Consider the following 25719-nt stretch of genomic DNA (forward strand, 5'->3'; position numbering starts at 1 on the left):
GTGACTATGGTCCCCGCGGTGCGGTCGGTGCTGCCGGAGGCGGCGCCGGTGCTGCGCGGCCTGGCGGCCGTCGTCGCCGCGGTACTGGTCGCCGTGTCCTTGGGACCGCCGGGGTCCGCGACGGCCGTCGCCGGAGCGGGTGCGGTCGCGGGTGCGGCCGCGCTGCAGGACCGTCCGCGCGGACGCATCCTACGCGTGCTGTTCGTCTCGGTGCTGATGGGGGCGAGCGCGCTGCTCGGTGCCCTGACCTCGTCGCACTCCCCTGTCTTCATCGCTTCGGCCGCGGTGTGGTGCTTCGCCGCGGCGCTGGCGTGGGCGCTGGGCGGCCACGCCGGGCTCATCGCGAGCGCGGCGGGCGCGCTGATGGTCGTCGCCGCTCCGGTACCGCCGACATGGGCCTCGACGGTCGGGGCTGCCGGCCTCGCCGTGGGCGCCGGCGCGCTGCAGGCCGTGGTGGTCGCGGTCTGGCTGCCGCGGCGGTGGCGGATGCAGCACGACGCGCTCACCGCCGCCTATCGGGCGCTGGCCGCCGATGCGTCCCGGCTCGCGCACCGGTCCGGCGACGGCGGCTTCGCCCATGCCGATTCGATGATCGCGTTGCGCGCCGTGTTCACCCCCGCCACCGGACCCGCCACGCGCCATCCCGCCGACTACCGCAGGTGGTACCTCCTGCCCGAACGCATCGGGACCGCACTCACCGATGTCGCGGAGACCGCCGACGCCGCGGAGGTGCTGACTGCGGCGGCCGACACGCTGACCGCGGTGGCCGACCCCCGCCGCGCGGCGCGCGAGGCAGCCGACGAGGCACTGCGCCGACTCGATGACGCCGTGGCGCAGTTGCCCGCCGCCGACGCGGCTGCCGGGCAACGGCTCTCGGCGCATCTGCACGAAGCGGCGGCGATGCGGCTGGGTGACTTCGTGCCCTCCTCGCCGGACGCGCTACGGGTTCGGCGCCCGGACCTACGCACGTCCGGCCGGGCCGCGGTCAGCCAGCTGCGTGCCGAGATCGACCGGCACTCGCCGGTGTTCCGGCACGCGGTGCGCCTGGGTGCCGCGGTGGCCGCGGCGTGCGCGGCCGAGCGCTACACCGCGGTGGGCCACGGGGGGTGGATCGCACTGACCGTACTGATCGTGCTGCGCCCGGAGACGGCGCACACCTATACCCGGTGCGTGGGCCGGACCGCCGGGGTGGCGCTGGGTGCGGTGCTCGCCTCCGCGGTGCTGCTGATCCTCCGGCCGGGACCGGTGGTCACCGGTGTGCTGGCCGCCGTCGCGATCGGCGTGGTGTACGCCGCGGGCCGCTACGGATACCTCGCGCTGGCAGCGGCGTCGGCGGGCGCGATTGCGCTGATCGTCGCGATCGACCGGCCCATCGCGACGGCGACACCCGGTGAGCTGTTGATCGGCACGGTGATCGGGGGTGCGCTGGCGGTCCTCGCCCACGTCGTGTTCCCCGACGACGCGCTCACCCGCCTCGCGCAGCGGGCGGGGGAACTGCTCAAGACCGAGATCGACTATGCCGCCACGGTCGTCAAGGTCTACCTGCACGAGCTGGACACCGCCTCCGACGTCCGCGCCGCGGCCTGGGAGCGCACGTTCCGGGCCCGGGCGGCTTTCGAGGCGGCCGCCGGCGCGGCCCGGTTGGAGTCGCGCGAACAGCGTCACTGGTTGCGCTGTTACCGCAGTGTGCTGAACGCGGTCACGAGTTCGTGCGCCGCGCTCGAGGGCAATCTGCCCGTCGACCCGTTCCCGGACTCCCACCGGGTGTTCCTGCACGCCGTCGACGAGTTCGTCGAGGCGCTGTGCGGCGAGCCTCCCACGCCGACCGACCCCTGGACCGTCGACGCCGTCGAGTTGGCCGCGGCTGCGCAGCGGGTGCGGCGCACCGTTCCGGTCCATGAATCCGACGAAGGGTCCGCGCGGGTGCTGGTCGGCGAGATCGCCGCGATCACCCGGCAGCTGTCCCTGATCGCCGCCACCCCCTGGCCGACCGCGCAGCGCTGACCTCAGCCCTGCGGGGCGGGTCCGACGAGCAGCGTGCGGATCATCGGCCCGGCCCAGCCGATCACTTCGTCGTGCGACATCGCCGTTGCCGCCGGGGCTTCGAGGACGTAGCGGACCGTGGCCATCCCGATCACCAGCGACCCGATCATGGCCGCGCGCGACGCCGTGTGGTCGGGTGCGACAGCCGCGACCGTCGGTGCCACCTGGGTCGCGAACACCGTGCGCATCGTGGTCGCGGCCTCGGGACTCGTCATCGCGGCGCGCAGCAGCGCGACGAACGTCGTGTCGGCCTCCCACACCGCGAAGAACCGGTCGAGCAGCGCGGCGGCCATCTCGTCGGGCGGCATAGTGCTCAGGTCCGGCAGGTGCAGTGTGAAATCGGCCGCGGCGGCAAACAATTGCTGCTTGCTGCCGAAGTACCGGATCACCAGCGCCGGGTCGACCCCGACGTCACCGGCGATCGCCCGCAGCGTGGTCCGCTCGTATCCGTCCGCACCGAAGCGGGTGCGGGCGGCGGCGAGGATGTCGGCGCGGGTGGCGTCGGCGTTACGGGCTCGGGTCATGGCGACAGCATAAGTCACCGACTGTTGACATCGGTCGGAATCGGTCTATCGTCAAGTCATCACTTGTTGACTTATTGCATCGAGGAGACCCTCATGACAATTCCCGTCCTCATCGTCGGTGCCGGGCCGTCGGGCCTGACCGCAGCCGTCGAACTCTCCCGCCTTGGCGTTCACGTCCGCATCGTGGACCGCGCCGTGCGGCCCTCCGCCGAATCGCGTGCGCTGGCCGTGCAGGCCCGCACGATGGAACTGCTGCGGGTCCGCGGCATCGGTGACGAGATGCTCGCGCTGGGCAACCGGGCCACGGCCGCTGGGCTGTATGCCGGCGACCGGAAGCTGGCGCCCATCGAATTACACCGTATGCCAAGCCGATTCAACTTCATCCTGATGCTCGCGCAATCGGAGACCGAGCGGCTGCTGAGAGAGCAGCTCGCGCGCCAGGGCGTCAAGGTCGAGTGCGGTGTGGAGGTGACGTCGGTGCGGCCCGGCGGGCAGACCGTCGCGGTGACGCTGCTCGGGGCCGAGGGCACCGAAGAGCGCATCGAGGCGTCCTACGTGATCGCCGCCGACGGCCCGCACAGCACACTGCGCAAGACGCTGGGCGTGCCCTTCCCCGGCCGCACACTGCCGCAGGACTACGTGCTCGCCGATCTCCACATCACCGGCGGCCTGCCCGAGGACGAGGTGTCGATCTTCCTGGCCCGCGGTGGCTTCGTCGCGATCTTCCCGATGGGGCGCGGTCGATTCCGGATGATGGCCACCGACCCCGACGGCCTCCTCGACGGCGGCGACGACCCGACGGTGGCCCAGATGCAGCAGCTCTATGACCGCACCGTCGGCGTGCCCGCGCGCCTGCACGACGTCAACTGGAGTTCGCGGTTCCGGATCAACAGCAGGCACGTGCCCACGATGCGGGCGGGCCGGGTGTTCCTCGGCGGCGACGCCGCGCACGTGCACAGCCCCGCCGGCGGCCAGGGCATGAACGTGGGTGTCCAAGACATGGTGAACCTGTCCTGGAAGCTCGCGATGGTGCTCGACGGCCGGGCCCGGCCCGATCTGCTCGACACCTACTCCTCGGAGCGCCTGCCGGTGATCCGGACGGTGGTGCGGTTCACCGAGATCGGCACCCGCGTGTTCAACTCGACGAACCCCCTCGTGCACGCGCTGCGGATACGACTCGCGCCGAAAGCCCTCGGCCGCACAGTCATTCAGAATGCCGCGGCGTCGATGTTCGGGCAGGTGGCGGCCGGCTACCGCGGCAACGCGCTCGCCGAGGGCGGCGGTGGTGTGGGGGCGCTACGGGCCGGCGACCGCGTGCCCGACGTCGGCGCCCTGTACGACGCACTGGACCTCGGTGCGCTGACGTTGTTCACCGGCGGACGGGCGCGCGCGATCGTCGAGGTCGGGCAGGCCTGGGGCGGTGTGGTGAGCGTGCGCGATGCGTCTGATCTGGCTCCGGACGGGTGGCTGCTGGTCCGTCCTGACGGCTACCTGGCCGCCGCGGGCGGGCCCGGCGACGCCGCGATGCTCGATGGCTGGCTCGAGCGGTGGTTCGTCAGGCCGTGATTTGTCGGTGGTTCGAACTAGTGTTCGATGTATGGGTGAAGTCGCGAGCGCGGTGGATGCGATCCGGTCGCAGATCGCGATTCTGCACGACACCTGCGACACCCTGTCGCACCGCGAGCTGGTCGAGCTGCTGACGGAGCTGACGACGGTGCTGCGCAGTGTGCCCGCCCTCGAGCATCGGGTGCTCGCGCGGCTGACCGCCGAGACCGAGCCGCGCCGGCTCGGCGAGGCGTCGTGGAAGAAGGTGCTCACCACCGCGCTGCGGGTCTCGGAGACCGAAGCCAAACGACGATTGGCTCACGCCGCGGCGCTGGGGCCGCGGCAGTCGATGACCGGGGAGCCGCTGGCGCCGGTATGGGAAGCCACCGCCGCCGCGCAAGCCCGCGGCGCTCTCGACGCCGAGCACGTCAAGTTGATCGCCACGTTTCACGACAATCTTCCTTCGTGGGTGGACGTGGACACCCGCGCCTCCGCCGACCGCCAACTCGCCACCCTGGGCGCCGGGTTGGCGCCGGAGGACTTGAAGAAGGCCGCGAATCGGCTGGCGGCGATGATCGATCAGGACGGCCCCGAACCGACCGACGCCGAACGCGCCCGCAAACGAGGCGTCACGTTGGGTGAACAGCAAGCCGACGGGATGAGCAAGCTCTCCGGCTGGGTCACCCCGGAATTTCGAGCCGTCTATGAAGCCATCGAGGCCAAACTCGCCGCACAGGGTATGTGTAACCCCGACGACGAGACACCGTGTGTGGACAGCGACCCCGACGACACTCAGCGGCGCGCTGACACGCGCTCCCCGGCGCAGCGGCGCCACGACGCGTGGCTGGCCGTCGGCCGGATGGCGCTGTGCTCGAAGAACTTGGGGCAGCACAACGGATTACCGGTCACCGTGATCGTCTCGACCACGCTGCAGGAGTTGGAGAAGGGTGCCGGGGTGGCGGTCACCGGCGGCGGATCGCTGCTGCCAATGGGCGATCTGATCCGGATGGCCTCCCATGCGTTCCACTATCTGGCGGTGTTCGACCAACACACCAGCCAAGCCCTCTACCTCGGCCGGACCAAACGCCTCGCCTCCCCGGCGCAGCGGATCGTGTTGCATGCGCGCGATCGGGGCTGCAGCCGGCCGGGGTGCACCGTGCCCGGCTACTGGACCCAGGTCCACCACGTCACCGACTGGAAGCACGGCGGCACCACCGACGTCGACGACCTCACCCTGGCCTGCGGCCCGGAGAACCGGATGATCGACACAACCGGCTGGGACACCCGCAAGAACGCCCACGGCCAGATCGAATGGGTGCCGCCACCCGACCTCGACACCGGCCAACACCGCGTCAACGGCTACCACCACCCCGAACGCCATCTGCTGCCCGAAGATGACAACGGTCCATAGCGATTGTGGCGCAACACTATTCGTACGCCGGCCGAACTCTTTCTGCGCGCATCGGAATTTGTTCCTACCATTGTCTGCCATGGCAGCGCCGAGGGAGGAACCGTCGAGGCCGGCGCTGCCTGCGACTCTGGTCGAAGTGGCCGGGCACCGGCTGCGCGATGCGATCCTGTCCGGCCAGCTCGTGCCCGGTCAGAAAATCGTCGAGGAGCAACTGTGTGCCGACCTCGGGATCAGCCGCGCGCCCCTGCGCGAAGCGCTGCGCCTCCTGGCGCAGCAGGGGCTGGTCGAACATCTCCCCCGGCGCGGATCACGGGTCGCCGACTGGTCCCCCACGGACATCCTCCAGTTGTTCGAGCTGCGCCACGTCCTGGAACGGCACGCGATCGACAGCGCGCTGCCGCTGCCCGATCCGCAGAACGACCTCGAACCGGTCCGCGCGGCACTGGAGCGGATGGACCACGCGCGGGACGCGCTGGACCGCGACGACGCGCACCGGGCGTTCCATGCCGCCGTCGTCACGCTCGCCGACAACCGCCAGCTGGACATCGCCCTGGCGCCCATCCTGCTCAAATTGCAGCTCCCGATGGCCAAGAACCTGCGCGAGGAAGCCCGCCAGCGCGACCCCGAGGACGGGATCGAGCGGCACCACGCGATCCTCGCCGCGCTCGAGACCAACGACGCGGCCGTCGTCGTCGCGGCGCTGCGCCACCACGGCCAACTCGACTATCTCGGCCTGCCCGGCGAGCGCTAACACAAACGACACACAGCCGACCCGCGATCGCCACGATTCTGTCGACAATCGACAGATATGCGCACCGAGACCCAGGGACCGTCGGTCGGGCCGTCCGTGGTCGAGATCCTGGCCTCGCACGCGAGCGGCACCGGATCGCCGGCCAAGACGGCGGCCCGGGTGGCGGACGCGATCGCTGCCCGTGGCGATGACGGCACCTGGCTGTCGACCGTCCCGCGTGCGCAGCTGATCGCCGCCGCCGAGGCCATCGAACGCCGGCCCGGGGCCCGGACGCTGCCGCTGTACGGCGTCCCCTTCGGCGTGAAGGACAGCATCGACGTCGACGGCGTTCCGACCACGCTGTCGTGCCCGGACTACGCCTACACCGCCACCCGGACCGCGCCCGCGGTGCAGCGCCTGCTCGACGCCGGAGCGCTCTACGTCGGCAAGACCAACCTCGACCAGTTCGCCACCGGACTCAACGGCACCCGCATGCCGCACACCATCCCGCGCAGCGTGTACGGCGGCGAGATGATCTCGGGCGGCTCCAGTTCCGGCTCGGCGCTCGCCGTGGCGCTGGGCCAGGTGCCGTTCGCCGTCGCCACCGACACCGCCGGCTCGGGCCGGGTGCCCGCCGCACTCAACGGCATCGTCGGTGTCAAGCCCTCCCGCGGCCTGATCAGCACCGTCGGACTTGTACCGGCGTGCAAATCCCTCGACTGCCTGACCGTGATGGCCGGCTGCATCGACGACGCCGACCGGGTGCTCGACGTGATGATCGCCCGCGACGACCGCGACCCCTGGTCGCGCGACCGCGGCCCCCGCTACGCCGGCGAACCGGTGCGCATCGGCTTGCCGGCCGCCACCGAGCTGGAGTTCTTCGGCGACGACGCGATGCGTGCTGCGCACCTGGCCTTCCGTGAACACCTCGCCCGCACCCACATCGTCGTCGACGTCCCCCTCGAACCGTTCCTGGCCGCTGGGGCGCTGCTCTACCAGGGTCCCTGGGTCGCCGAGCGCCTCGTCGAGTTCGCCGATTTCCTTGCTGCCCAGCCTGAGTCGATCCACCCCGTGGTCCGGGAGATCTTCGCGGGCGGACACCGCTACACCGCCGTCGATGCGTTCGCCGCCCTCCAGCGCCTGCAGGAACTCAAGGCCGAGGCGAGCCGGCTGTGGCGGCAGATGGACGTGCTGGTGCTGCCCACCATCGGCACCACCTTCACCGTCGAGCAGGTGCTGGCCGCGCCCATCGAGACCAACACCATGCTCGGCCACTACACCCACTTCGGCAATCTGCTCGACCTGTGCGGCGCCGCGATCCCCGTCGGTGCCACCGCCGACGAAAGGCCCTGCAGTGCCATGCTTCTCGGCCCGGCGCTCGGCGACGACACCGTGCTGCACCTCGCCGCGCAGCTCCTCGACGAACCGCGCCTCGCGCCCTCCCACTCCCTTGTCCCCGTCCCTACCGAGGAGCTGCTGTGACCCCGATCCCCGTCGCCGCGGAACCGGCGCCGTTCCCGCTCGTCGCGGGCAAGACCGCCCTGATCGTGATCGACATGCAGCGGGACTTCCTGCTGCCCGGTGGATTCGGCGAGAGCCTCGGCAACGACGTCGAGCGGCTACGCACGGTGGTGCCCCCGCTGTCCGCACTGCTGGGCGCCGCGCGGGCGGCCGGGATCATGGTGATCCACACCCGCGAAGGGCACCGTCCCGACCTGTCCGACTGCCCGCCCGCCAAACTGCGGCGCGGCGCGCCGTCGAAGCGCATCGGCGACCCCGGCACTTACGGCCGCATCCTGATCCGCGGCGAGTACGGCCACGACATCATCGACGAACTCGCGCCGGTCGAGGGCGAGGTCGTCATCGACAAGCCCGGCAAGGGCGCGTTCTACGGCACCGACCTGTCCGACGTGCTGAACGGCGCGGGCATCACCCAACTACTGATCACCGGCGTCACCACCGAGGTCTGCGTGCACACCACCACACGTGAGGCCAACGACCGCGGCTACGAATGCCTCGTCGTCTCCGACTGTGTCGGTTCCTATTTCCCCGACTTCCACCGCGTCGGCCTGCAGATGGTCACCGCGCAGGGCGGCATCTTCGGCTGGGTCGCCGACAGCGCCGCCGTCATCCCCGCACTGCACCAGCTCACCACCACGGCCGCCTGAGGACACCCGATGAGCACCGACGTCACCACCCCCGCACCCGCCGAGAAGACCGCTGCCGTCGCCTGGTGGACCCGCGGGGACCTCAACGCGTTCTTCGGCCTCGGCTTCAACATCCTGGTCAACGTCCTGACGCTGACCGGCCTGATGATCGGCGTGATCAAGGTGCCCGCCGGTGACGTGCTCGGCACCGTGCTGCCCGCACTCGGCGTCGCGCTGATCCTCGGCAACCTGTACTACACGTTCCTCGCGCGCCGACTGGCAAAGCGGGAGAACCGATCGGACGTCACCGCACTGCCCTACGGGCCCAGCGTGCCGCACATGTTCATCGTGGTCTTCGTCGTCATGCTTCCGGTGTATCTGAACACTGACGACGCGATGCGGGCCTGGGAGGCCGGGCTGGCGTGGGCGTTCATGATCGGTGTGATCGTGATGATCGGTGCGTTCGTCGGCCCGCACATCCGCCGCCTCACCCCGCGTGCGGCGATGCTCGGCACGCTGGCGGGTATCTCGATCACGTTCATCTCCATGCGGCCCGCCGCGCAGATGTGGGAGGCCGCGTGGATCGGGCTGCCCGTGCTGGCGATCATCCTGATCGGCTTCTTCACCGACATCAAGCTGCCGTTCGGCATCCCGGTGGGGCTGGCTGCGCTGCTCGTCGGCACCGCGATCGGCTGGATCGGCGGGTTCATGTCGGCACCGGATGTGGGACAGGCCGTGTCCGACATCGCGATCGGCGTGCCGGATCCGCGCATCGACATGCTGTTCGCCGGGCTGTCGAACCTGGCGCCGCTGCTGGGCACCGCGATTCCGCTGGGCGTGTACAACTTCACCGAAGCGATGAGCAACGTCGAGAGCGCCGCGGCCGCCGGGGACAACTACAACCTGCGCAGCGTGCTGCTCGCCGACGGTGCGGGTGCGGTGGTCGGTTCCGCGTTCGGCTCCCCGTTCCCGCCCGCCGTCTACATCGGGCACCCCGGCTGGAAGGACGCCGGCGGCCGGGCCGGCTACTCGCTGGCCAGCGGAGTCGTCATCGGAATCCTCTGCTTCCTCGGGCTTTTCGGGGTGCTCGACGCGCTGCTCCCGGTACCGGCGATCGTGCCGATCCTGCTCTACATCGGCCTGCTGATCGGCGCGCAGGCGTTCCAGGCGGTGCCGCGGCTACACGCGATCGCCGTGGTGGCCGCGATCCTTCCGAACCTGGCCCAGTGGGCCAGCGGTCTGATCGACAACGCGCTGAACGCCGCCGGCACGTCGGCCACACAGGTCGGCATGGACGCACTGGGCAATGCCGGTGTGGTCTATGAGGGACTGCAGACCCTCGGCGAAGGCGCGGTGCTGGTCGGCCTGATCCTGGGCACGATGGTCACTTTCATCCTGGAGAAGAAGTTCCGCTACGCCGCCATCGCGTCGGCGGTGGGCGCGGTGCTGTCGTTCATCGGGCTGATCCATGCGCCCGAGGTGTCCTGGGCCGCGAATCCTCAAGTGGCGCTGGGCTATGCGCTTTTCGGCGTGGTCTGCCTGCTGTACTCGCTGCTACCCGGCGCGAAGGATCCGGTGCAGGTCGACGAAGCCGACGTGGTGGCGGGCCACTGATTCGGGTCCAGTGGCGGGCCACTATCTGTCTGCGACGAACGGCACCACCGCGTCGTCGCCGAGTCGCACGTACATCCGCCGCCACGGGTCGGCGCCCTCCAGGCGCCACTGGTGGCCCGAGCCGGTGGTGTCCTCGGCGAGCAGGACGTCACCGGGGGCCTGCCGGAACTGCTCGCCGTCGCGGGTGATGAACTGCAGCGTCCCGGCCAGCGTGACGACGAGTTGGCGCACCGGCGCCGTGTGCCAGGCCAGGGTGCCGCCGGTCGCGGTCTCCTCCACGGTCACCTCGGTCGCCGCGAACGTCGTCGACACCAGGTCGTCGTTGCGTCCCGGGGCCATGTCGAGCCGCCCGGTCTGAACGTGCGACGCGTCGTCGTCGCCGGTCCACAGCCGCACGCAACGGATCATGCGCGTCACCGTAGCGGTGCGCACCGGGTCCACGAAGTTGCCTACGCTTGCCCTAGTGACCGAACGAGGGCGCAGCGCCGATCCGCGTGCCGAGCGGGTGCGCGGCCGGCACGGTGACGGTGTACGCCGACCCGGTGCTTGGTGCGCTGACCGGGCACCGTGGCAGGTGTTCGGGGCGCTGTGGCTCTACGCGATGGCGGTCGGCGGCGCGGTCACCGGGGTCGCGGCGGCGTTCGGCAGCGCGGCGTCGGTGGTGCTCGGGCTGTTCCTCGTCGTGGTCGGCAACGCCGCCGCGGCGGGCCCGGTCGGCCGTCCGCTGCTGTCGAACTTCTACTCCACGTTCAGCGCGATCGTGCCGCAGGGCTCCGGGGTGTCGCTGCTGCGCAGTGTGTCCTACTTCGACGGGCACGGCGCGGCGACGGGCCAGGCGCCGGCTGCCTGCTCGCTGTCCTCGCCACCGGCGCACGGCTGAATTATCGTGCCGGGTATGAGCGGATCGCCGGGCGTCGTCGGGCAGACCGAGCCGTACTACGACCTCGGCTCCTACCATCGGCCGACTGACAGCCCATCGCAGGACGCCCGGGTCTGGTTCGACCGGGGCATGGTGTGGGCCTACGCCTTCAACCACGAGGAGGCCATCGCCTGCTTCGAGCGCGCGCTCGACCTCGACCCCGACTTCGCGTTGGCCCGCTGGGGCATCGCCTACGCGATCGGACCGAACTACAACAAGGCGTGGGAGGCCTTCGATCCCGTCGACCTGGCGGCGTCGGTGGCCCGCGCACGCAGCGAGCTCGCGCTTGCCGCAGGCGGGCGCGCCTCGGCGCTCGAACGCGGCCTCGTCGACGCGCTGACGGCGCGGTTCTCCACCGACGATCCCGACGACACCGACGCGCTGCAGGCAGGCCACACCGCCTACGCCGACGCGATGACCGCACTGGCCCGGGAATTCCCCGACGACGTCGACGTCGCGGCCCTGACCGCCGACGCGCTGGTCAACATCACCGCCTGGGCGCTCTGGGACAGCCGCACCGGTGAACCGGCGCCCGGGTCGCGGGTGCTCGAGGCCAAGACGATCCTCGACGGCGCGCTGGCCACCCCGGCCGGCCGAGCCCACCCCGGCATCCTGCACCTGTATCTGCACACCATGGAGATGTCGACCACGCCGGAAGTGGCGTTGCCGGCTGCCGACCTGCTGCGCGGCCTGGTCCCCGACGCCGGGCATCTGCGGCACATGCCCAGCCACATCGACGTGCTGTGCGGCAATTACCACGATTCGATCGTCGCGAATGTGGCTGCCGTACTGGTGGATCGGAGTTTCGTCGAGCGGTCCGGGCCGCTGAACTTCTACTCGCTCTACCGCGCGCACAACCTGCACTTCGTGGTGTACTCGGCGATGTTCGAGGGCAACTCGGCGACCGCACTGCGCGCCGCCGACGAACTCGCCGAGCAACTGACCCCCGACCTGCTGGCCATCTCCTCACCGCCGATGGCCGACTGGCTGGAGGCGTTCGTGCCGCTGCGCGTCCACGTGCTGGTGCGGTTCGGTCGCTGGGACGATCTGATCGCGACCGCGCTGCCTGAGGATCCGGCGCTCTACTGCACCACCACGGCGACCATCCACTACGGGCGCGGCGTCGCCTACGCCGCCACCGGCCGGCTCGCCGAAGCCCGCGCCGAGCGGGCGGCCTTCGCCGTAGTCTACGAGCGGATCCCGGAGAGCCGCTACCTGTTCAACAACACCAGCCGGGACATCCTCGCCGTCGCCGAAGCGATGCTCGACGGTGAGATCGCTTATCGAGCAGGTGAATTCGAGGAGGCCTTCGCGCACCTGCGGCGCGCGATCGCGCTGGACGACGGGCTGCCCTACGACGAGCCGTGGGGATGGATGCAGCCCACCCGACACGCCTACGGTGCGCTGCTGCTCGAGCAGGGCCGCGTCGCCGACGCCGCGCAGGTCTACGCTGCCGACCTCGGGCTGGACCCGACGCTGGCACGGTCGTGCCAGCACCCGGGCAACGTGTGGAGCCTGCACGGCTACCACGAGTGCCTGACGCGGCTGGGCCGAACCGCCGAGGCCGAGATCATCGGCAGGCAGTTGGCGCTGGCCGCCGCGCGCGCCGACGTGCCGATCCGCGCGTCCTGCGCGTGCCGGCTCGATGCGTAGACTGCCGCTGTGTCTGTCCGCGCCGCCGACGTCGAGTACCTGAGACGCTGCGCGGAGCTGGCCCGTCACGCGGTGGAGGCCGGCGACGAGCCGTTCGGGTCGCTGCTCGTCGACCCCGACGGCGTGGTGCGCTTCGAGGATCACAACCACGTCGCGGCCGGTGACGCCACCCGTCATCCGGAGCTGGCGATCGCGCTGTGGGCAGTCGAGCACCTGAGCCCGCAGCAGCGCGCCGCGTCCACGGTCTACACCTCCGGTGAGCACTGCCCGATGTGCGCGGCGGCGCACGCCTGGGTGGGTCTGGGCCGCATCGTGTACGCGGCCTCGTCGGCCCAGCTGACCCAGTGGCTGCGCGACTGGGACGCGCCCGCACCGCCCGTGGCCGCGCTGCCGATCACGACGGTCGCGCCGGGTGTCCCGGTCGACGGGCCGGCGTCCGAACTGACCGAGACCATGAAAGCGTTGTACGAGAGGGCGTTTCGACGATGAGTGAGCCGGACTGGGTCGAGCACGCCCTGTGGTGGCAGGTGTATCCGCTGGGATTCGTCGGCGCCCACCCGGCCGATCCGCCCCCCGGCCCCGAGGAACACCGCCTGCGACGCCTGGTCGACTGGCTGGACTACGCGCTGGAACTCGGAGCCTCCGGCCTGGCGCTGGGCCCGGTCTTCGCATCCCAGACCCACGGCTACGACACCACCGACTACTACCGCGTCGATGGCCGGCTCGGTGACGACGGCGACTTCGACCACCTCGTCGCCGAAGCCCACGGCCGCGGACTGCGGATCCTGCTCGACGGCGTGTTCAACCATGTGGGCACCGACTTCCCGCGCTACCGCGATGCGCTCGCCGGCGGCGACCGGTCCTGGTTCCGGGCGCGCGGCGACGAATTCGCCACCTTCGAGGGCCACGGCGGCCTGATCGCGCTGAACCACCGCGAACCGGAGGTCGTCGACTACGTCGTCGACGTGATGTGCCACTGGCTCCAACGCGGCGCCGACGGGTGGCGGCTGGACGCCGCCTACGCGGTGCCCGACCGGTTCTGGGCCCAGGTGTTGCCCCGGGTGCGGGAACGGCATCCGCAGGCGTGGTTCGTCGGCGAGGTCATCCACGGTGACTACTCGGCGCGGGTCCGCGACTCCGGGTTCGACAGCGTCACCCAGTACGAGCTGTGGAAGGCGATCTGGAGCAGCCTCAACGACGCGAACCTGCACGAACTCGATTGGGCGCTCAAGCGGCACAACGAGTTTCTCGACGTGTTCGTGCCTTTGACGTTCATCGGCAACCACGACGTGACCCGGATCGCCAGCAAGCTGGACAATCCCGACCACGTGGAGCACGCGCTGGTGGTGCTGCTGACCACCGGGGGAACCCCCAGCATCTACGCGGGCGACGAAGTGGCCTACCGCGGGGTCAAAGAGGAGCGCTTCGGCGGTGACGACGCGGTGCGGCCCGAATTCGGTTCTCCCCACGAAGGAGTCGGCGAGCACGGGCAGCAGGTGTTCCGCGCCCACCAGCACCTGATCGGACTGCGCCGCCGCCACCCCTGGCTGCACACCGCGCGGACGGCGCCGCTGCAGGTGACCAACCACGGATACGTCTACGCCACCCGGGGCGGCTCGGAGGCCGGGGACACGCTCGTCGTCGCACTCAACGTCGGCGATGAACCCCTGCCGGTGGCACTGACCGAGTTCGGTTTCAAGTCAGGCGACGTGGTGGCCGGCTCGGGCGCGCCCCCGGCCGAGCGGATCGTCGAGACGACGGTGCCGCCGCACGGTTGGCTCGTGATAGCCCCGTGCTGAATCCGGCTTGAGCCCCTAGCTGAATCCAGCCTGAGCGCCACGCTGACTCAGCCCAGCAGCCGCAGCGTCGCGGAATCGGGTTCTCTGTCGTAGAACGCGTCGAGGACCTCGGTGAAGATCGGGTCGCCGCCGGCGCGGGCGAACAGCGTCATCGACGAACGCACCTTCAGATCGTCGGGATAGCCGAGGATCTGAAGGGCGGTGCGGCCGCGGTGCGCGACCAGCAGGCGGGCGCACTCCTGCAGACGCGGTCCCAGCACCGGATGCGCCAGATAGGCCTGCGCCTCGGCCAGGGACCCCAGGCCGAAGCGCTGCGCAGTGGCGCTGTGGCCGAGCCCGCGTAACTGCGGGAATACGAACCAGATCCAGTGGCTGCGTTTGGCCCCGGCGCGCAGTTCGGCCAGCACCGTCGGGTAGACGCCGGCCTGGGCGTCGACGAAGCGCTGGAGGTCGAAGGGATCGTCGGCGGAAGTACTCATCTCCCCGTCGAGTCTGGCAGGCGGGAGGCTTGATCACTGCGCCGAGTCGTAATCGTTAGCCAACCGCGACCGCGAATCGCTGTGTCGGACAGCCGATCGGGCAATCGGAGCGTGTTGCATGACGACTGCACACGACGGCACGTTTGCGCGACATGTGGGACTTGAACAGAAAGGTGGGTTGGTTGCCGTTATGAAGTGGAAAGAGAAGTTTCGAGGTCGGTGGGTGCGCCGGATGGCGGCTGTCGCCCTGGCAGTCACCGCGCTGCCCGGGCTGATCGGCTTCGTCGGGGGATCGGCGACTGCCAACGCGTTCTCCCGGCCCGGTCTGCCGGTCGAGTACCTGGACGTGTTCTCCGCGGCGATGAACCGCAACATCCGGATCCAGTTCCAGGGTGGCGGTCCGCACGCGGTGTACCTGCTCGACGGGTTGCGCGCGCAGGACGATTACAACGGCTGGGACATCAACACCCCTGCCTTCGAGTGGTACTACCAGTCGGGCTTGTCGACGATCATGCCGGTCGGCGGTCAGTCCAGCTTCTACGCCGACTGGTACCAGCCCTCGCGCGGCAACGGTCAGAACTACACCTACAAGTGGGAGACGTTCCTGACCCAGGAGCTGCCGGCATGGCTTGAGGCCAACCGCGGCGTCTCCCGGACCGGTAACGCGGTCGTCGGTCTGTCGATGGCGGGCAGCGCCTCGATGACCTACGCCATCTACCATCCGCAGCAGTTCATCTACGCCGCATCGCTTTCCGGGTTCCTGAATCCCTCCGAGGGTTGGTGGCCGATGCTGATCGGGTTGGCGATGAACGATGCGGGCGGCTTCAACGCCGAAAGCATGTGGGGACCGTCCTCGGATCCGGCGTGGAAGCGCAACGACCCGATGGTCAACATCAGCCAGCTGGTGGCCAACAACACCCGGATCTGGGTCTACTGCGGCACCGGTACGCCGTCGGACCTCGACTCGGGCACGGCCGGACAGAACCTGATGGCGGCGCAGTTCCTCGAGGGCTTCACCTTGCGGACCAACATCAGCTTCCGGGACAACTACATCGCGGCGGGCGGCACCAACGGTGTCTTCAACTTCCCGGCGCAGGGCACCCACAGCTGGGGCTACTGGGGACAGCAGCTCCTGCAGATGAAGCCGGACATCCAGCGGGTGCTCGGAGCTCAGGCCTCCGCCTAGCCACCCACCCACACCCAGAGAGCCTGCCGTTTCCCCCGAGCGGCAGGCTCTCTGCTGTGTGTCACCGTTCTGCGAACGTGACCACTGTGTGACACGGCGCGGCGGCGCGTTTCGATCGGCGCCGCGGTGGGGTATCTCGCCTCCCGTGATCCCCTTCATCTGCACCAGCTGCGGCAGCATCGACATCGACTCGGCGGACTGCGGCCAGTGCGCCACCGCTACCGGGCCCGAGGGCGCCGCGGCCTGACCGGTCCGCTACAGCCGGGTGCGGACCTCGATGTCGGTGCTGAACTCGTCGAGCATCGCCTCGGTGAGCGTCGGGCGGGTCTCGGCGATCGCCGCCAGATAGTCGTCGGTGCACGCCGGTTCGCCGCGACGCGACTCGATCTCCCGCTCGAACGCGCACTGGGCGCCCTTGCGCGCGGCGAACTCGATGTCGGCGGGAGTGAACATGTCCGACGCCTCGACGAGCTTGTCGACCTCGACGTTGTCGGCGTTGCCGTTCAGATACCGCAACCAGATCGCCTTGCGCGCAGCCTCATCGGGCGGTCCGACGGGGATGATGTAGTCGAACCGGCCGGGACGCAGGAACGCCGAATCCAGTGAGCTGACCGAGTTCGTCGCGCAGATGAGCAGCCGCTCGTCGTGCTGACGGAACGTCGGGATCAACTTGAGCAGTTCGTTGGTCACCCCGTGCGCGGGATCCGACGGGACACCCGACCGCGAGCCGGCGATCTCCTCCACCTCGTCGATGAACACCACCGCCGCGTCGAGTTCGTTCAGATCGGCGAACACCTCCCGCAGCGCGGCGGGCATCGCGACGCCGGGCGCCGCCAGCCGCGACGGGAAGATCTCCACGAACGGCCAACCCAGCCGCCCGGCAACGGCTTTGGCGAAGCTCGTCTTCCCGGTGCCCGGCGGACCGAACAGGATGACCGCCTTCGGCGGCGACACGCCGTAGCGTGCGGCCAGGTCGGGCTGCGCCAGCGGAGCGACGATACGGCGCTCGATCATCCGCTTCTCGGTCTCCATGCCGGCCATGTCCTGCCACAGCCCCTGGCCCATGAGCCGGCCGCCCAGCGCGGTCAGCAGCCCGGTGTCCGACGCGCCGACGTGGTCGACCTTCTCGAAGTACCGCAGGTCGGCCCGCTCGGTGTAGCCCGAATTGCGCAGGGCGGTAGCACCTGTCGCATCGCTGGGCAACAGCACGCTGATGCGGCGCGCGCCGAGGCCGCGCAGTCGCAGCTCCAGTTCGGCGAGCAGCGCGCTGCCGATGCCGCGGTTGCGCCAGCGGTTGGACAGCGCCACCATCGAGACCCAGGCCCTGTCATCGGCGATGTGGGCCACCGCCATCCCGACCAGCTGATCCCCGACCACCGCAACCACCGCGGGCTGGCCGGACCGTGCGGCCGACACCACTTCGGACACCGGGAACGCCGGTGGCGCCTCGCCGGGTTCGCGGCTCTGATCCCAGACCGAGATCGCCTGGTCGAGGTCGTCGTCGTGGAAATCGCGTAAACGCCAAGGGGGCATGCCGGAGTTGTACCGGCACGGGCGGCCGGTCGGCATCGCCCCCGGGGTGGTGCCGGCGGGGGATCCGCGTCTCCCCCGCGCGTCAGCCCTGCCGGGTGGGACGAATAGTCAGATCCCCGATCTCCACGTCGTGGGGCTGCTCGATCGCGAACGCGATCGCCCGGGCCACCGCGTCCGCCGACAGGCCGAACGCATCCATGTCGGCACGTATCCGCTCCCGCAGTGCGTCATCGGTGACGGACCCGTCGAGTTCGGTCTTGACGTACCCCGGCGAGATCGATGTCGTGCGCACCACGCCGTCCGTCGACTCCTGCCGCAGCGCCTCCATCATGGTGCGCACGGCGTTCTTCGTCGCCGCGTAGACCCCCATCGTCGGGACGATCTTCAACCCGGCCGTCGACACCGTCGTCACGAAGTGGCCGCGGCCCTGACGGCGGAACACCGGCATCGCGGCGGCGATGCCGTGCAGCACCCCGCGAAGGTTGACGTCGATCATCGCGTCCCAGCCGGCCACGTCGGCGTCCTCGAGCGGCCCGATCGCGCTGATCCCCGCGTTGGAGACCAGCACATCGAGGCGGCCGAACCGCTCGACCGCGGTGCCGACGAGCCGCGCGAGATCCTCGGCGACAGTGACGTCCGTGGCGACGGTGGCCACCTCGGCGGTGCCCATCTCGTCGGCGAGGGCGTCGAGGCGGTCGGTGCGGCGGGCGCCCAGCACCACGCGCGCGCCGCGGGCGGCCAGCAGTCGTGCCGCCGCCGCGCCGATGCCACTGCTCGCTCCGGTGATCGCGACGACCTCGCCGGTGATCGGGTCTGTGCTCATGGTGGGTACGACCCGGCACCGGGGGCGGCTATTCCGCTGTCGGCCGAATCGCCGCGGGGAACAAAAGCACGCCCCCGCAGGGTTGAGCGCATCAGGTTCAACTTTGGAGGATTGATGCCTGAAGCTCTGCAAGTGCCGGTTCTTTTCGTCACCGAGCCGATCGTGCTGCCCGGAATGGTCGTGCCGATCGAACTCGACGACGCCGCCCGCGCTGCCGTCGACGCCGCTCAAGCCAGCGAGTCAGGCAAGCTGCTGATCGCGCCGCGGCTGGACGACCGCTACCCCACCTACGGCGTGCTCGCCTCGATCGTGCAGGTCGGCCGCGTGCCCGGCGGCGGTGCGGCCGCGGTTGTGCGCGGCGAGACGCGCGCCCACATCGGTACCGGGGCCACCGGTCCCGGCGCGGCCCTGTGGGTCTCGGTCGACGAGGTGGCCGAGCCCGCGATCACCGACGAGACGCGCTCGCTGGCCGCCGAATACAAGAAGCTGCTGCTGGCGATGCTGCAGCGCCGCGAGGCGTGGCAGATCGTCGACGTGGTCAACAAGATCACCGATCCGTCGGCGCTGGCCGACACCGCCGGCTATGCGTCGTACCTGTCCGACGTCCAGAAGCGTGAGCTGCTGGAGACCGAGGACGTGGCGGCGCGGCTGCGGTGGCTGATCGACTGGACCAGCGAGCATCTCGCCGAGGTCGAGGTCAACGACAAGATCGCCGAGGACGTGCGGGCCGGCATGGACAAGCAGCAGAAGGAATTCCTGCTGCGCCAGCAGCTTTCGGCGATCCGCAAGGAACTCGGTGAATCCGATGAGCACGGCGCCGGCTCCTCGGACGACTACCGCGCCCGCGTCGAGGCCGCGGATCTGCCCGACAAGGTCCGCGAGGCCGCGCTGCGCGAGGTCGGCAAGCTGGAGCGGTCCAGCGAGCAGAGCCCCGAGGGCGGTTGGATCCGCACCTGGCTGGACACCGTCCTGGACCTGCCGTGGAACGTCACCACCGAGGACTCGACGGACCTGAAGGCGGCCCGGGAGATTCTCGACGCCGACCACCACGGCCTCGAGGACGTCAAGGACCGCATCGTGGAGTACCTGGCCGTGCGGGCCCGGCGCTCCCAGCGCGGCATGGCCGTCGTCGGCGGCCGCGGGTCCGGTGCGGTGATGGTGCTGGCCGGTCCCCCCGGGGTCGGCAAGACGTCCCTCGGCGAGTCCGTCGCCCGCGCGCTGGGCCGCACGTTCGTGCGGGTCGCGCTGGGCGGGGTGCGCGACGAGGCCGAGATCCGGGGCCACCGGCGCACCTACGTGGGCGCGCTGCCCGGCCGCATCGTGCGGGCCATCGGCGAGGCAGGATCGATGAATCCCGTTGTGCTGCTGGACGAGATCGACAAGGTGGGCTCCGACTACCGCGGCGATCCGTCGGCGGCGCTGCTCGAGGTACTCGACCCGGCGCAGAACCACACGTTCCGCGACCATTACCTCGATCTGGATCTCGACCTGTCCGATGTGGTGTTCCTGGCGACGGCCAACGTCATCGAGAACATTCCGTCGGCGCTGCTGGACCGCATGGAGCTGGTCACCATCGACGGCTACACCGCCGACGACAAGGTGGCGATCGCCAGGGATTACCTGTTGCCCCGCCAGGCCGAGCGCGCGGCGCTCACCGCCGACGAGGTCACGGTCACCGATGCGGCGCTGCGTAAGATCGCCGCGGACTACACCCGCGAACCGGGTGTTCGCCAGTTCGAGCGACTGCTGGCCAAGGCGCTGCGCAAGGTCACCACGAAGCTGGACGCCGACCCGTCGCCGATCACGATCGACGAGCCGGATCTGGTGGAGTACCTGGGCCGTCCGCGGTTCATGCCGGAGTCCGACGAACGCACCGCGGTGCCGGGCGTGGCAACCGGGCTGGCCGTCACCGGCCTGGGCGGCGACGTGCTCTACATCGAGGCCGGCGCGAACGGATCAACGGAGGCCGGTGAGTCGACCTTGACCCTGACCGGACAGCTGGGTGACGTGATGAAGGAGTCGGCGCAGATCGCGCTGTCCTACGTGCGGGCCCACGCCGAACAGCTCGGGGTCGACCCCAAGGCGCTGGACCGCCAGATCCACGTGCACGTGCCCGCGGGCGCGGTGCCCAAGGACGGCCCGTCGGCCGGCGTCACGATGGTCACGGCGCTGGTGTCAATGGCCACGGGACGTCAGGTGCGCGGTGACGTCGGCATGACCGGGGAGGTCACGCTGAACGGCCGGGTGCTGCCGATCGGCGGGGTCAAGCAGAAGCTGCTGGCCGCCCAGCGGGCCGGTCTGGGATGCGTGTTCATCCCGCAGCGCAACGAGCCCGACCTGGACGACGTCCCGGCCGACGTGCTCGAGGCGCTGGAGGTCCGGCCGATGACCGACGTGGCGCAGATCGTCGCGCTGGCCCTGGAGCCGGCGGCCGAGGCGGTGACCGCCGCCGCCTGACAACCCCATGGCGCGAGCAGACGCGGACTCGCACGGAATCTCGCGATTCCGTGCGAGTTCGTGTCTTCTCGGCGAAGAAAGGTGACCCATGCTCGCCGGCGTTACCGTAGCGGCATGGCCTACGACACCGACCTCGCCGACCGGGTGCGCGAACTGATCGCAGGCGAGCGTGGCGTCGACGAGAAGCCGATGTTCGGTGGGTTGGCGTTCCTCGTCGACGGCAATATGTCGGTGTGCGTCAGCGGTCACGGCGGTCTGATGGTGCGGGTGCCACCCGAGGAGACCGAGCGGCTGCTCGACCTCGACCATGTCGAGCCGATGATCATGGCCGGCCGCCAGACGCGGGGATGGGTGAGGGTGTCGGTCGACGGGCTGGCGAACACCCGCCAGCTGCAGACCTGGGTGCGCCGCGGCGTGGAGCAGGCTGGCACGCTGCCCGCCAAGTAGCGATTCTCGGCCCGAAGAGCGGGTAGTCCATGGCCATGAGCAGAAACGACGTCGTGCGCCGCCTGCTCGACGAGGCCGGCACGACCTACGCCGAGCAGGCCGGCATCCGGCTCGCCGACAAACCCATGCCGCTGTTCGAGCTGCTGGTGCTGTGCATGCTCGCCAGTAAGCCGATCGACGCGAACATCGCGGTGCGCGCGGCGCAGGAGATCTTCGGCGAGAAGCTGCGCACCCCCGACGCGGTCCTCGACGCCAAGCGGCAGACGATGATCGAGGCGTTCGGGCGCGCCGGCTACGCCCGCTACGACGAGAGTTCAGCCACCCGGCTGGTCGACATCGCCACCGCGGTCCGCGACGAGTACGGCGGCGACCTGCGTGGCCTGGCCGCACGCGCCGAGCACGACCCCGCGACCGCGAAGCGCCTGCTCGAGGAGTTCACCGGCATCGGTGACACCGGTGCGGACATCTTCCTGCGGGAGGTGCAGGACGTGTGGACGTGGGTGCGACCCCACTTCGACTCCCGGGCGATCGCCGCCGCCGGGGACCTCGGTCTGCCCGGGGACCCGGACGAACTCGGGCGACTCGCAGGCTCGACGTGCGCTCCGCTGGCCGCGGCGCTGGTGCGGGCCTCGCTCGACCGCGACGTGCGCGAGGCGATCACGCGCTGACGATCAGCCGTCACGCGGTAGGTGCGCGCAGCTGGCTCCAGGCACGTTCCCATTGACGAAAGCGGCTGCGCCGCAGACCCATCCGCAGCAGCGCGAACAGCCCCAGTGCGCAGGCGGTCCCTGCCAGCCACACCGCCAGCGCGGCGCCGAGCGCGTCGACCGACACCTGCCACGCACTCATCGGCGTCACGATCTCCGATCGGCTGTCATTCACCCAGACCGCGATGCGGTCCCCCACGCCGATGGGGCGCGTGGAGATCACCGTGCCCGTGTGCTCCTCGATACCGGTGCGCCACACCGTCTGAACCGACGTCGCCGACGAGCGCGCCCGTACCGGCGACGTCCCGACCACCGTCGCCGTGATCTGATGCCGGACCGCCAGGTGTGCCCGGTAGTCGGCCATGCGGCTGTCCTGCACACCGGCGCCGACGACGCTGCCGAGGATCAGCATGGCCGCCGAGATCGCGATCGCGGCCACCAGGCCCGCTGCCTCGACGCGATCGGTTCCGCGGACCAGCGGGCTTCGCGCCTTCAGCTGCGTCCAGCGCCAGCGCAGCCACGCCATCACAGAACTCACGACGCCCCCATACACGCTGCAGGGGGGTGTCAAACATGCCCCGGATGTTCCGCACCGTGGGACCTGCGGCAGGCTGGAACACCGTTATGCGTGCGATTCCCTCACTCTGTGCGACGGCGCTGCTCGGGCTGTTGCTGTCCGGCTGCGGTGGACCGACCGTGGTCAACACCGAGGAGCCGACCAGCCGGGCCCCCGCGCCTGCGGCGGCCCCGACCTCGACCCGGCCCAGCAACGCCCATCTGGCCAACGCCTTCGGCTATGCCACACCGATCGACGGCGCGACCGGCTACGCCTTCACCACGCCCAGCGGCCGCTGGCAGTGCGTGATCGTGCCGCGCACCCGGGCCAGCTGTGGCAAGGCAGGTGGCTCCGCCTCGGCGCTCGGCGTCACCGGAGCCCCCGACGAGGTGCCCGGACCCGAGGGCGAGACCGTCGCGCCGACCGCGATCCTGGTGGACCGCAGCGGCGACCCTCAGTTCGCCGCGCTGCCCGCATCGGCGGTCGCCGACCCGCCGGAGCTGCCGTTCAACCGGATCCTCGCCGTCGCCGGCTTCCGCTGCAATGTCCAGGAGGCGACCGGCATCTCGTGCCTGTCGGAGCTCTCCGGCAAGGGCTTCACGTTCTCGGCCGAGGGCTACTCGACGGCCTACACCGACGTGCCCGCCGACGCTCCCTAGGCTCGTGCCCATGACATCTGCGCGAACCCCGGTCACCGTCACCGTCACCGGAGCCGCCGGCCAGATCGGCTACGCCGCGCTGTTCCGCATCGCCGCGGGCGCGATGCTCGGCCACGACACCTCGGTGCAGCTGCGCCTGCTCGAGCTGCCCGACGCGGTCCGCGCCGCCGAGGGCGTGGTGATGGAACTCGACGACGGCGCCTTCCCGCTGTTGGCAGGCACCGAGATCTTCGACGACCCGGTGCGGGCGTTCGACGGCGTCGACGTCGCGTTGCTGGTCGGCGCCAGACCGCGCACCAAGGGCATGGAGCGGGCCGACCTGCTCGGCGCCAACGCCGCGATCTTCGCGACGGCGGGCCGGGCGCTGAACGCCGGCGCGGGACCCGAGGTCCGCGTGCTCGTCGTCGGTAACCCGGCCAACACCAACGCGCTCGTCACCGCGGCGCACGCCCCCGACATCCCGAGAGACCGGTTCACCGCGCTGACCCGGCTCGACCACAACCGGGCGGTGGCCGCGATGGCCCGGCACGCCGCGGTGCCCGTCACCGAGATCACCCGGATGGCGATCTGGGGCAACCACTCACCCACCCAGTACCCCGACATCTTCCACTCGATCGTCGGCGGCCGTGCCGGCGCGGACTACGCCGCGGACACCCGTTGGCTCACCGACGAATTCATTCCGACCGTGGCGCGGCGCGGCACCGCGATCATCGAGGCGCGCGGCGCCAGCTCGGCCGCATCGGCCGCCAACGGCGCGATCGACCACGTCGACGACTGGATCCACGGCACCCCCGACGGCGACTGGACGTCGGTGGCGTTGCCGTCCCCCGGCGCCTACGGCGTCGACGAGGGGCTGGTGTGCTCGTTCCCGTGCCGCTCGATCGACGGCCGGTGGGAGATCGTCGAGGGCCTCGACATCAACCCGTTCTCCCGGGCCAGGATCGACGCGTCGGTCGCCGAGCTGCGCGCCGAACGCGACGCGGTGGCAGCACTCGGTCTGCTGTAGTCACTCCAGCGTCGCGGTGCCATCGGGATGCACCCGCACCGCCGCGCCGGCGATGTCGTCGGCGATCGTGGTCTCCGCCGCGTCGGTGCCGGTGATCACGGCCAACACCCGGGCGTCCTCGGGCGTGCGCACCGCGAGGAACGCCTTCTCGGGTTCGCCGTCGCGCCCGACCGGCGTCGTCCACGATTCGACCCTGCCCACCCCGCTCCAGTCCACGAGTTCGGTGCGGGTGGGCTCCCGGTCGACGGCGTCTTGCACGTCCTCCCAACGGAATTCGTGCAGCGGCGGCTCCGTCCCGTAGACCCCCATGCTGTGCTTGGTCAGGTAGCCGCCGTTGGCGGTGACCAGCCCGCGGGTACCCGGCCGCACGGCGAGGTGCTCGGCCATCGTCGCGATGGAGTGGGTGACGTAGTTGTTCCAGGGCCCGCCGGCGAAGGTCAGCCCGCCGGTCACCGTCAGCGGCCGCGCGGGATCGCCGAGCGGCAGACCGAGCTCACGCGCGGCGACCTGCACGGCCGACGGGAAGCAGGAGTACACGTCGATCAGGTCGAGGTCGTCGACACCGGTGTCGGCGAGTTCGAGGACGCGCCGGCCGGCGATCCTGATCGCCGGCGAGGTGTGGAACTCGGCCCGCTCCCCGATCGCGTACGTGTCGTGGGCGTCGGTGCCGGCGTACGGGAACACCCAACGCTCCGTGGGGATCTGCAGATAGGTGGCCTTCTCGGCCGAGGCCAGGATCAGCACCGCACCCTGATCCACCATGTTGTTGGAGTTCATCAGCTTCGTGTACGGCCAGCTGATCATCCTGTTGTCGGCCGACGGTTGGTAGATCTGTTCGGGGCTGTAGGTCTCCCGGTTCCACGCGTGCGGGTTGCCCGCGGCCACCCGCGAGAACTGCGCCCACAGTTCGCCGATGCGTTGCCGGTGAACCTGGCTGCTCTCCCCCGCGGCGATGCGCACCGCCTGCTCGAACATCGGGTACACATAGGCCGGACGGTCGAGGTGGATCTTCAGGTCGCCGGGCCCGGCCATCGGCATGGTCTCGTCGGAGCCGGGCGCCAACGGCACGGACTCGTCCTGCTTCGTCCAGTTCGCCTTCGTGCCTGCGGCGCGCATCTTCGTCTTCGTGCGCCAGGTCTCCGCGCCGGCGATCAGCACGAGGTCCGCCCTGCCCTGCTGGATGTCCAGGCATGCCTGGTTCACCAATGTCTGCGGGACGTTGCCGCCGATCCCGGTGTAGCGGGTCACCGCCTTGTCGGCGCGAAGACGTTGCGCCAGAAGCAGACCCGGATCGCGGTAGCGCCACGACAGCAGGTTGACCACCCGTACCGCGTCGACCGCCTCGAGCACCCGCGGATCGGCGGCCTCGCGGGCGGCGGCGACCATCAGGTCGACGGGTTCTGCTTCGGGATTCTCGGTGTGCTGGTTGACCTGGCCGTAGCCGACGAGAACCGGTGTGCGGGGATCGAGGGGCATGGATG

The 25719-nt window shown here is 70.4% G+C and carries 23 protein-coding genes and 1 pseudogene; 17 read left to right on the forward strand and 7 right to left on the reverse strand.

What is annotated here, in order from left to right:
- Positions 1-6 precede the first annotated feature (6 nt).
- A complete protein-coding gene (locus G6N45_RS17815; RefSeq protein ID WP_163728616.1) occupies positions 7-2004 on the forward strand; it encodes an FUSC family protein in 1998 nt (665 codons plus the stop codon).
- A gap of 2 nt (positions 2005-2006) precedes the next feature.
- On the opposite strand, the gene G6N45_RS17820 is transcribed toward G6N45_RS17815, so the two are convergent.
- Positions 2007-2567, reverse strand: a complete 561-nt coding sequence (locus tag G6N45_RS17820) for a TetR/AcrR family transcriptional regulator (RefSeq protein WP_163723455.1) — start codon at positions 2565-2567, stop codon at positions 2007-2009.
- Positions 2568-2660: 93 nt separating this feature from the next.
- Between G6N45_RS17820 and G6N45_RS17825 the strand changes: the two genes are divergently transcribed.
- From G6N45_RS17825 to G6N45_RS17850, 6 genes are all read left to right on the forward strand, one after another.
- Complete coding sequence (locus G6N45_RS17825; protein ID WP_163723456.1) at positions 2661-4133, forward strand: FAD-dependent monooxygenase; 1473 nt, start codon at positions 2661-2663, stop codon at positions 4131-4133.
- Between the two features lie 31 nt (positions 4134-4164).
- On the forward strand, positions 4165-5523 hold the full coding sequence (locus tag G6N45_RS17830; RefSeq protein ID WP_163723457.1) for an HNH endonuclease signature motif containing protein: 1359 nt from the start codon (positions 4165-4167) through the stop codon (positions 5521-5523).
- A gap of 79 nt (positions 5524-5602) precedes the next feature.
- Complete coding sequence (locus tag G6N45_RS17835) at positions 5603-6274, forward strand: GntR family transcriptional regulator (protein WP_163723458.1); 672 nt, start codon at positions 5603-5605, stop codon at positions 6272-6274.
- Positions 6275-6331: 57 nt separating this feature from the next.
- Positions 6332-7735, forward strand: a complete 1404-nt coding sequence (locus tag G6N45_RS17840; RefSeq protein WP_163723459.1) for an allophanate hydrolase — start codon at positions 6332-6334, stop codon at positions 7733-7735.
- On the forward strand, positions 7732-8421 hold the full coding sequence (locus tag G6N45_RS17845; RefSeq protein WP_163723460.1) for a cysteine hydrolase family protein: 690 nt from the start codon (positions 7732-7734) through the stop codon (positions 8419-8421). Before G6N45_RS17840 ends, G6N45_RS17845 begins: the two co-directional genes overlap by 4 nt.
- A 9-nt stretch (positions 8422-8430) precedes the next feature.
- On the forward strand, positions 8431-10014 hold the full coding sequence (locus G6N45_RS17850; protein ID WP_163723461.1) for a SulP family inorganic anion transporter: 1584 nt from the start codon (positions 8431-8433) through the stop codon (positions 10012-10014).
- A gap of 21 nt (positions 10015-10035) precedes the next feature.
- Here the strand turns inward: G6N45_RS17850 and G6N45_RS17855 are convergent, their stop codons facing one another.
- On the reverse strand, positions 10036-10422 hold the full coding sequence (locus G6N45_RS17855; protein WP_163723462.1) for a cupin domain-containing protein: 387 nt from the start codon (positions 10420-10422) through the stop codon (positions 10036-10038).
- Positions 10423-10514: 92 nt separating this feature from the next.
- Here G6N45_RS17855 and G6N45_RS17860 point away from each other — a divergent pair.
- The 4 genes and pseudogenes from G6N45_RS17860 to G6N45_RS17875 all read left to right on the forward strand — a co-directional run.
- Positions 10515-10983: pseudogene (locus tag G6N45_RS17860) on the forward strand (hypothetical protein); the annotation flags it as partial.
- On the forward strand, positions 10910-12586 hold the full coding sequence (locus tag G6N45_RS17865) for a tetratricopeptide repeat protein (RefSeq protein WP_163723463.1): 1677 nt from the start codon (positions 10910-10912) through the stop codon (positions 12584-12586). The pseudogene G6N45_RS17860 and the gene G6N45_RS17865, both read left to right, overlap by 74 nt.
- Before the next feature lie 9 nt (positions 12587-12595).
- A complete protein-coding gene (locus G6N45_RS17870) occupies positions 12596-13075 on the forward strand; it encodes a nucleoside deaminase (RefSeq protein ID WP_163723464.1) in 480 nt (159 codons plus the stop codon).
- Positions 13072-14385: an alpha-amylase family protein gene (locus G6N45_RS17875; protein ID WP_163723465.1), complete on the forward strand. Its 1314-nt coding sequence runs from the start codon at positions 13072-13074 to the stop codon at positions 14383-14385. Before G6N45_RS17870 ends, G6N45_RS17875 begins: the two co-directional genes overlap by 4 nt.
- 47 nt (positions 14386-14432) lie before the next feature.
- Here the strand turns inward: G6N45_RS17875 and G6N45_RS17880 are convergent, their stop codons facing one another.
- Positions 14433-14864 carry a DUF1810 domain-containing protein gene (locus tag G6N45_RS17880; protein WP_163723466.1) on the reverse strand — a complete coding sequence of 144 codons (432 nt, stop codon included), beginning with the start codon at positions 14862-14864 and terminating at the stop codon, positions 14433-14435.
- Between the two features lie 190 nt (positions 14865-15054).
- On the opposite strand from G6N45_RS17880, the gene G6N45_RS17885 reads away from it, so the two are divergent.
- Positions 15055-16050, forward strand: coding sequence for an esterase family protein (locus G6N45_RS17885; RefSeq protein ID WP_057147083.1), 996 nt, complete (start codon positions 15055-15057; stop codon positions 16048-16050).
- Between the two features lie 255 nt (positions 16051-16305).
- On the opposite strand, the gene G6N45_RS17890 is transcribed toward G6N45_RS17885, so the two are convergent.
- Together G6N45_RS17890 and G6N45_RS17895 are read right to left on the reverse strand one after the other, a co-directional pair.
- Positions 16306-17583, reverse strand: coding sequence for an ATP-binding protein (locus G6N45_RS17890; protein ID WP_163723467.1), 1278 nt, complete (start codon positions 17581-17583; stop codon positions 16306-16308).
- Between the two features lie 82 nt (positions 17584-17665).
- Positions 17666-18406, reverse strand: a complete 741-nt coding sequence (locus G6N45_RS17895; protein ID WP_163723468.1) for an SDR family oxidoreductase — start codon at positions 18404-18406, stop codon at positions 17666-17668.
- A 114-nt stretch (positions 18407-18520) separates the two neighbouring features.
- Here G6N45_RS17895 and lon point away from each other — a divergent pair, with 114 nt between their 5' ends.
- From lon to G6N45_RS17910, 3 genes are all read left to right on the forward strand, one after another.
- Entirely contained in the window at positions 18521-20863 is a 2343-nt protein-coding gene (gene lon, locus G6N45_RS17900) for an endopeptidase La (protein ID WP_163723469.1), read from the forward strand.
- Positions 20864-20977: 114 nt separating this feature from the next.
- Positions 20978-21310, forward strand: a complete 333-nt coding sequence (locus tag G6N45_RS17905) for a TfoX/Sxy family protein (RefSeq protein WP_163723470.1) — start codon at positions 20978-20980, stop codon at positions 21308-21310.
- Between the two features lie 35 nt (positions 21311-21345).
- A complete protein-coding gene (locus G6N45_RS17910; RefSeq protein WP_057147108.1) occupies positions 21346-21978 on the forward strand; it encodes an HhH-GDP family DNA glycosylase in 633 nt (210 codons plus the stop codon).
- A gap of 10 nt (positions 21979-21988) precedes the next feature.
- On the opposite strand, the gene G6N45_RS17915 is transcribed toward G6N45_RS17910, so the two are convergent.
- Positions 21989-22555, reverse strand: a complete 567-nt coding sequence (locus tag G6N45_RS17915) for an Rv1733c family protein (protein ID WP_163723471.1) — start codon at positions 22553-22555, stop codon at positions 21989-21991.
- An 86-nt stretch (positions 22556-22641) separates the two neighbouring features.
- On the opposite strand from G6N45_RS17915, the gene G6N45_RS17920 reads away from it, so the two are divergent.
- Both G6N45_RS17920 and G6N45_RS17925 read left to right on the forward strand, forming a co-directional pair.
- Positions 22642-23232 (forward strand): hypothetical protein, encoded by a 591-nt coding sequence (locus G6N45_RS17920; RefSeq protein ID WP_163728619.1) that lies wholly within the window; start codon positions 22642-22644, stop codon positions 23230-23232.
- 10 nt (positions 23233-23242) lie between these two features.
- On the forward strand, positions 23243-24238 hold the full coding sequence (locus G6N45_RS17925; protein ID WP_163723472.1) for a malate dehydrogenase: 996 nt from the start codon (positions 23243-23245) through the stop codon (positions 24236-24238).
- Here G6N45_RS17925 and G6N45_RS17930 read toward each other — a convergent pair whose 3' ends face one another.
- On the reverse strand, positions 24239-25714 hold the full coding sequence (locus G6N45_RS17930; protein WP_163723473.1) for an acetyl-CoA acetyltransferase: 1476 nt from the start codon (positions 25712-25714) through the stop codon (positions 24239-24241).
- Positions 25715-25719 lie beyond the last annotated feature (5 nt).

It is taken from the genome of Mycolicibacterium psychrotolerans (genome assembly GCF_010729305.1).
GTDB lineage: Bacteria > Actinomycetota > Actinomycetes > Mycobacteriales > Mycobacteriaceae > Mycobacterium > Mycobacterium psychrotolerans.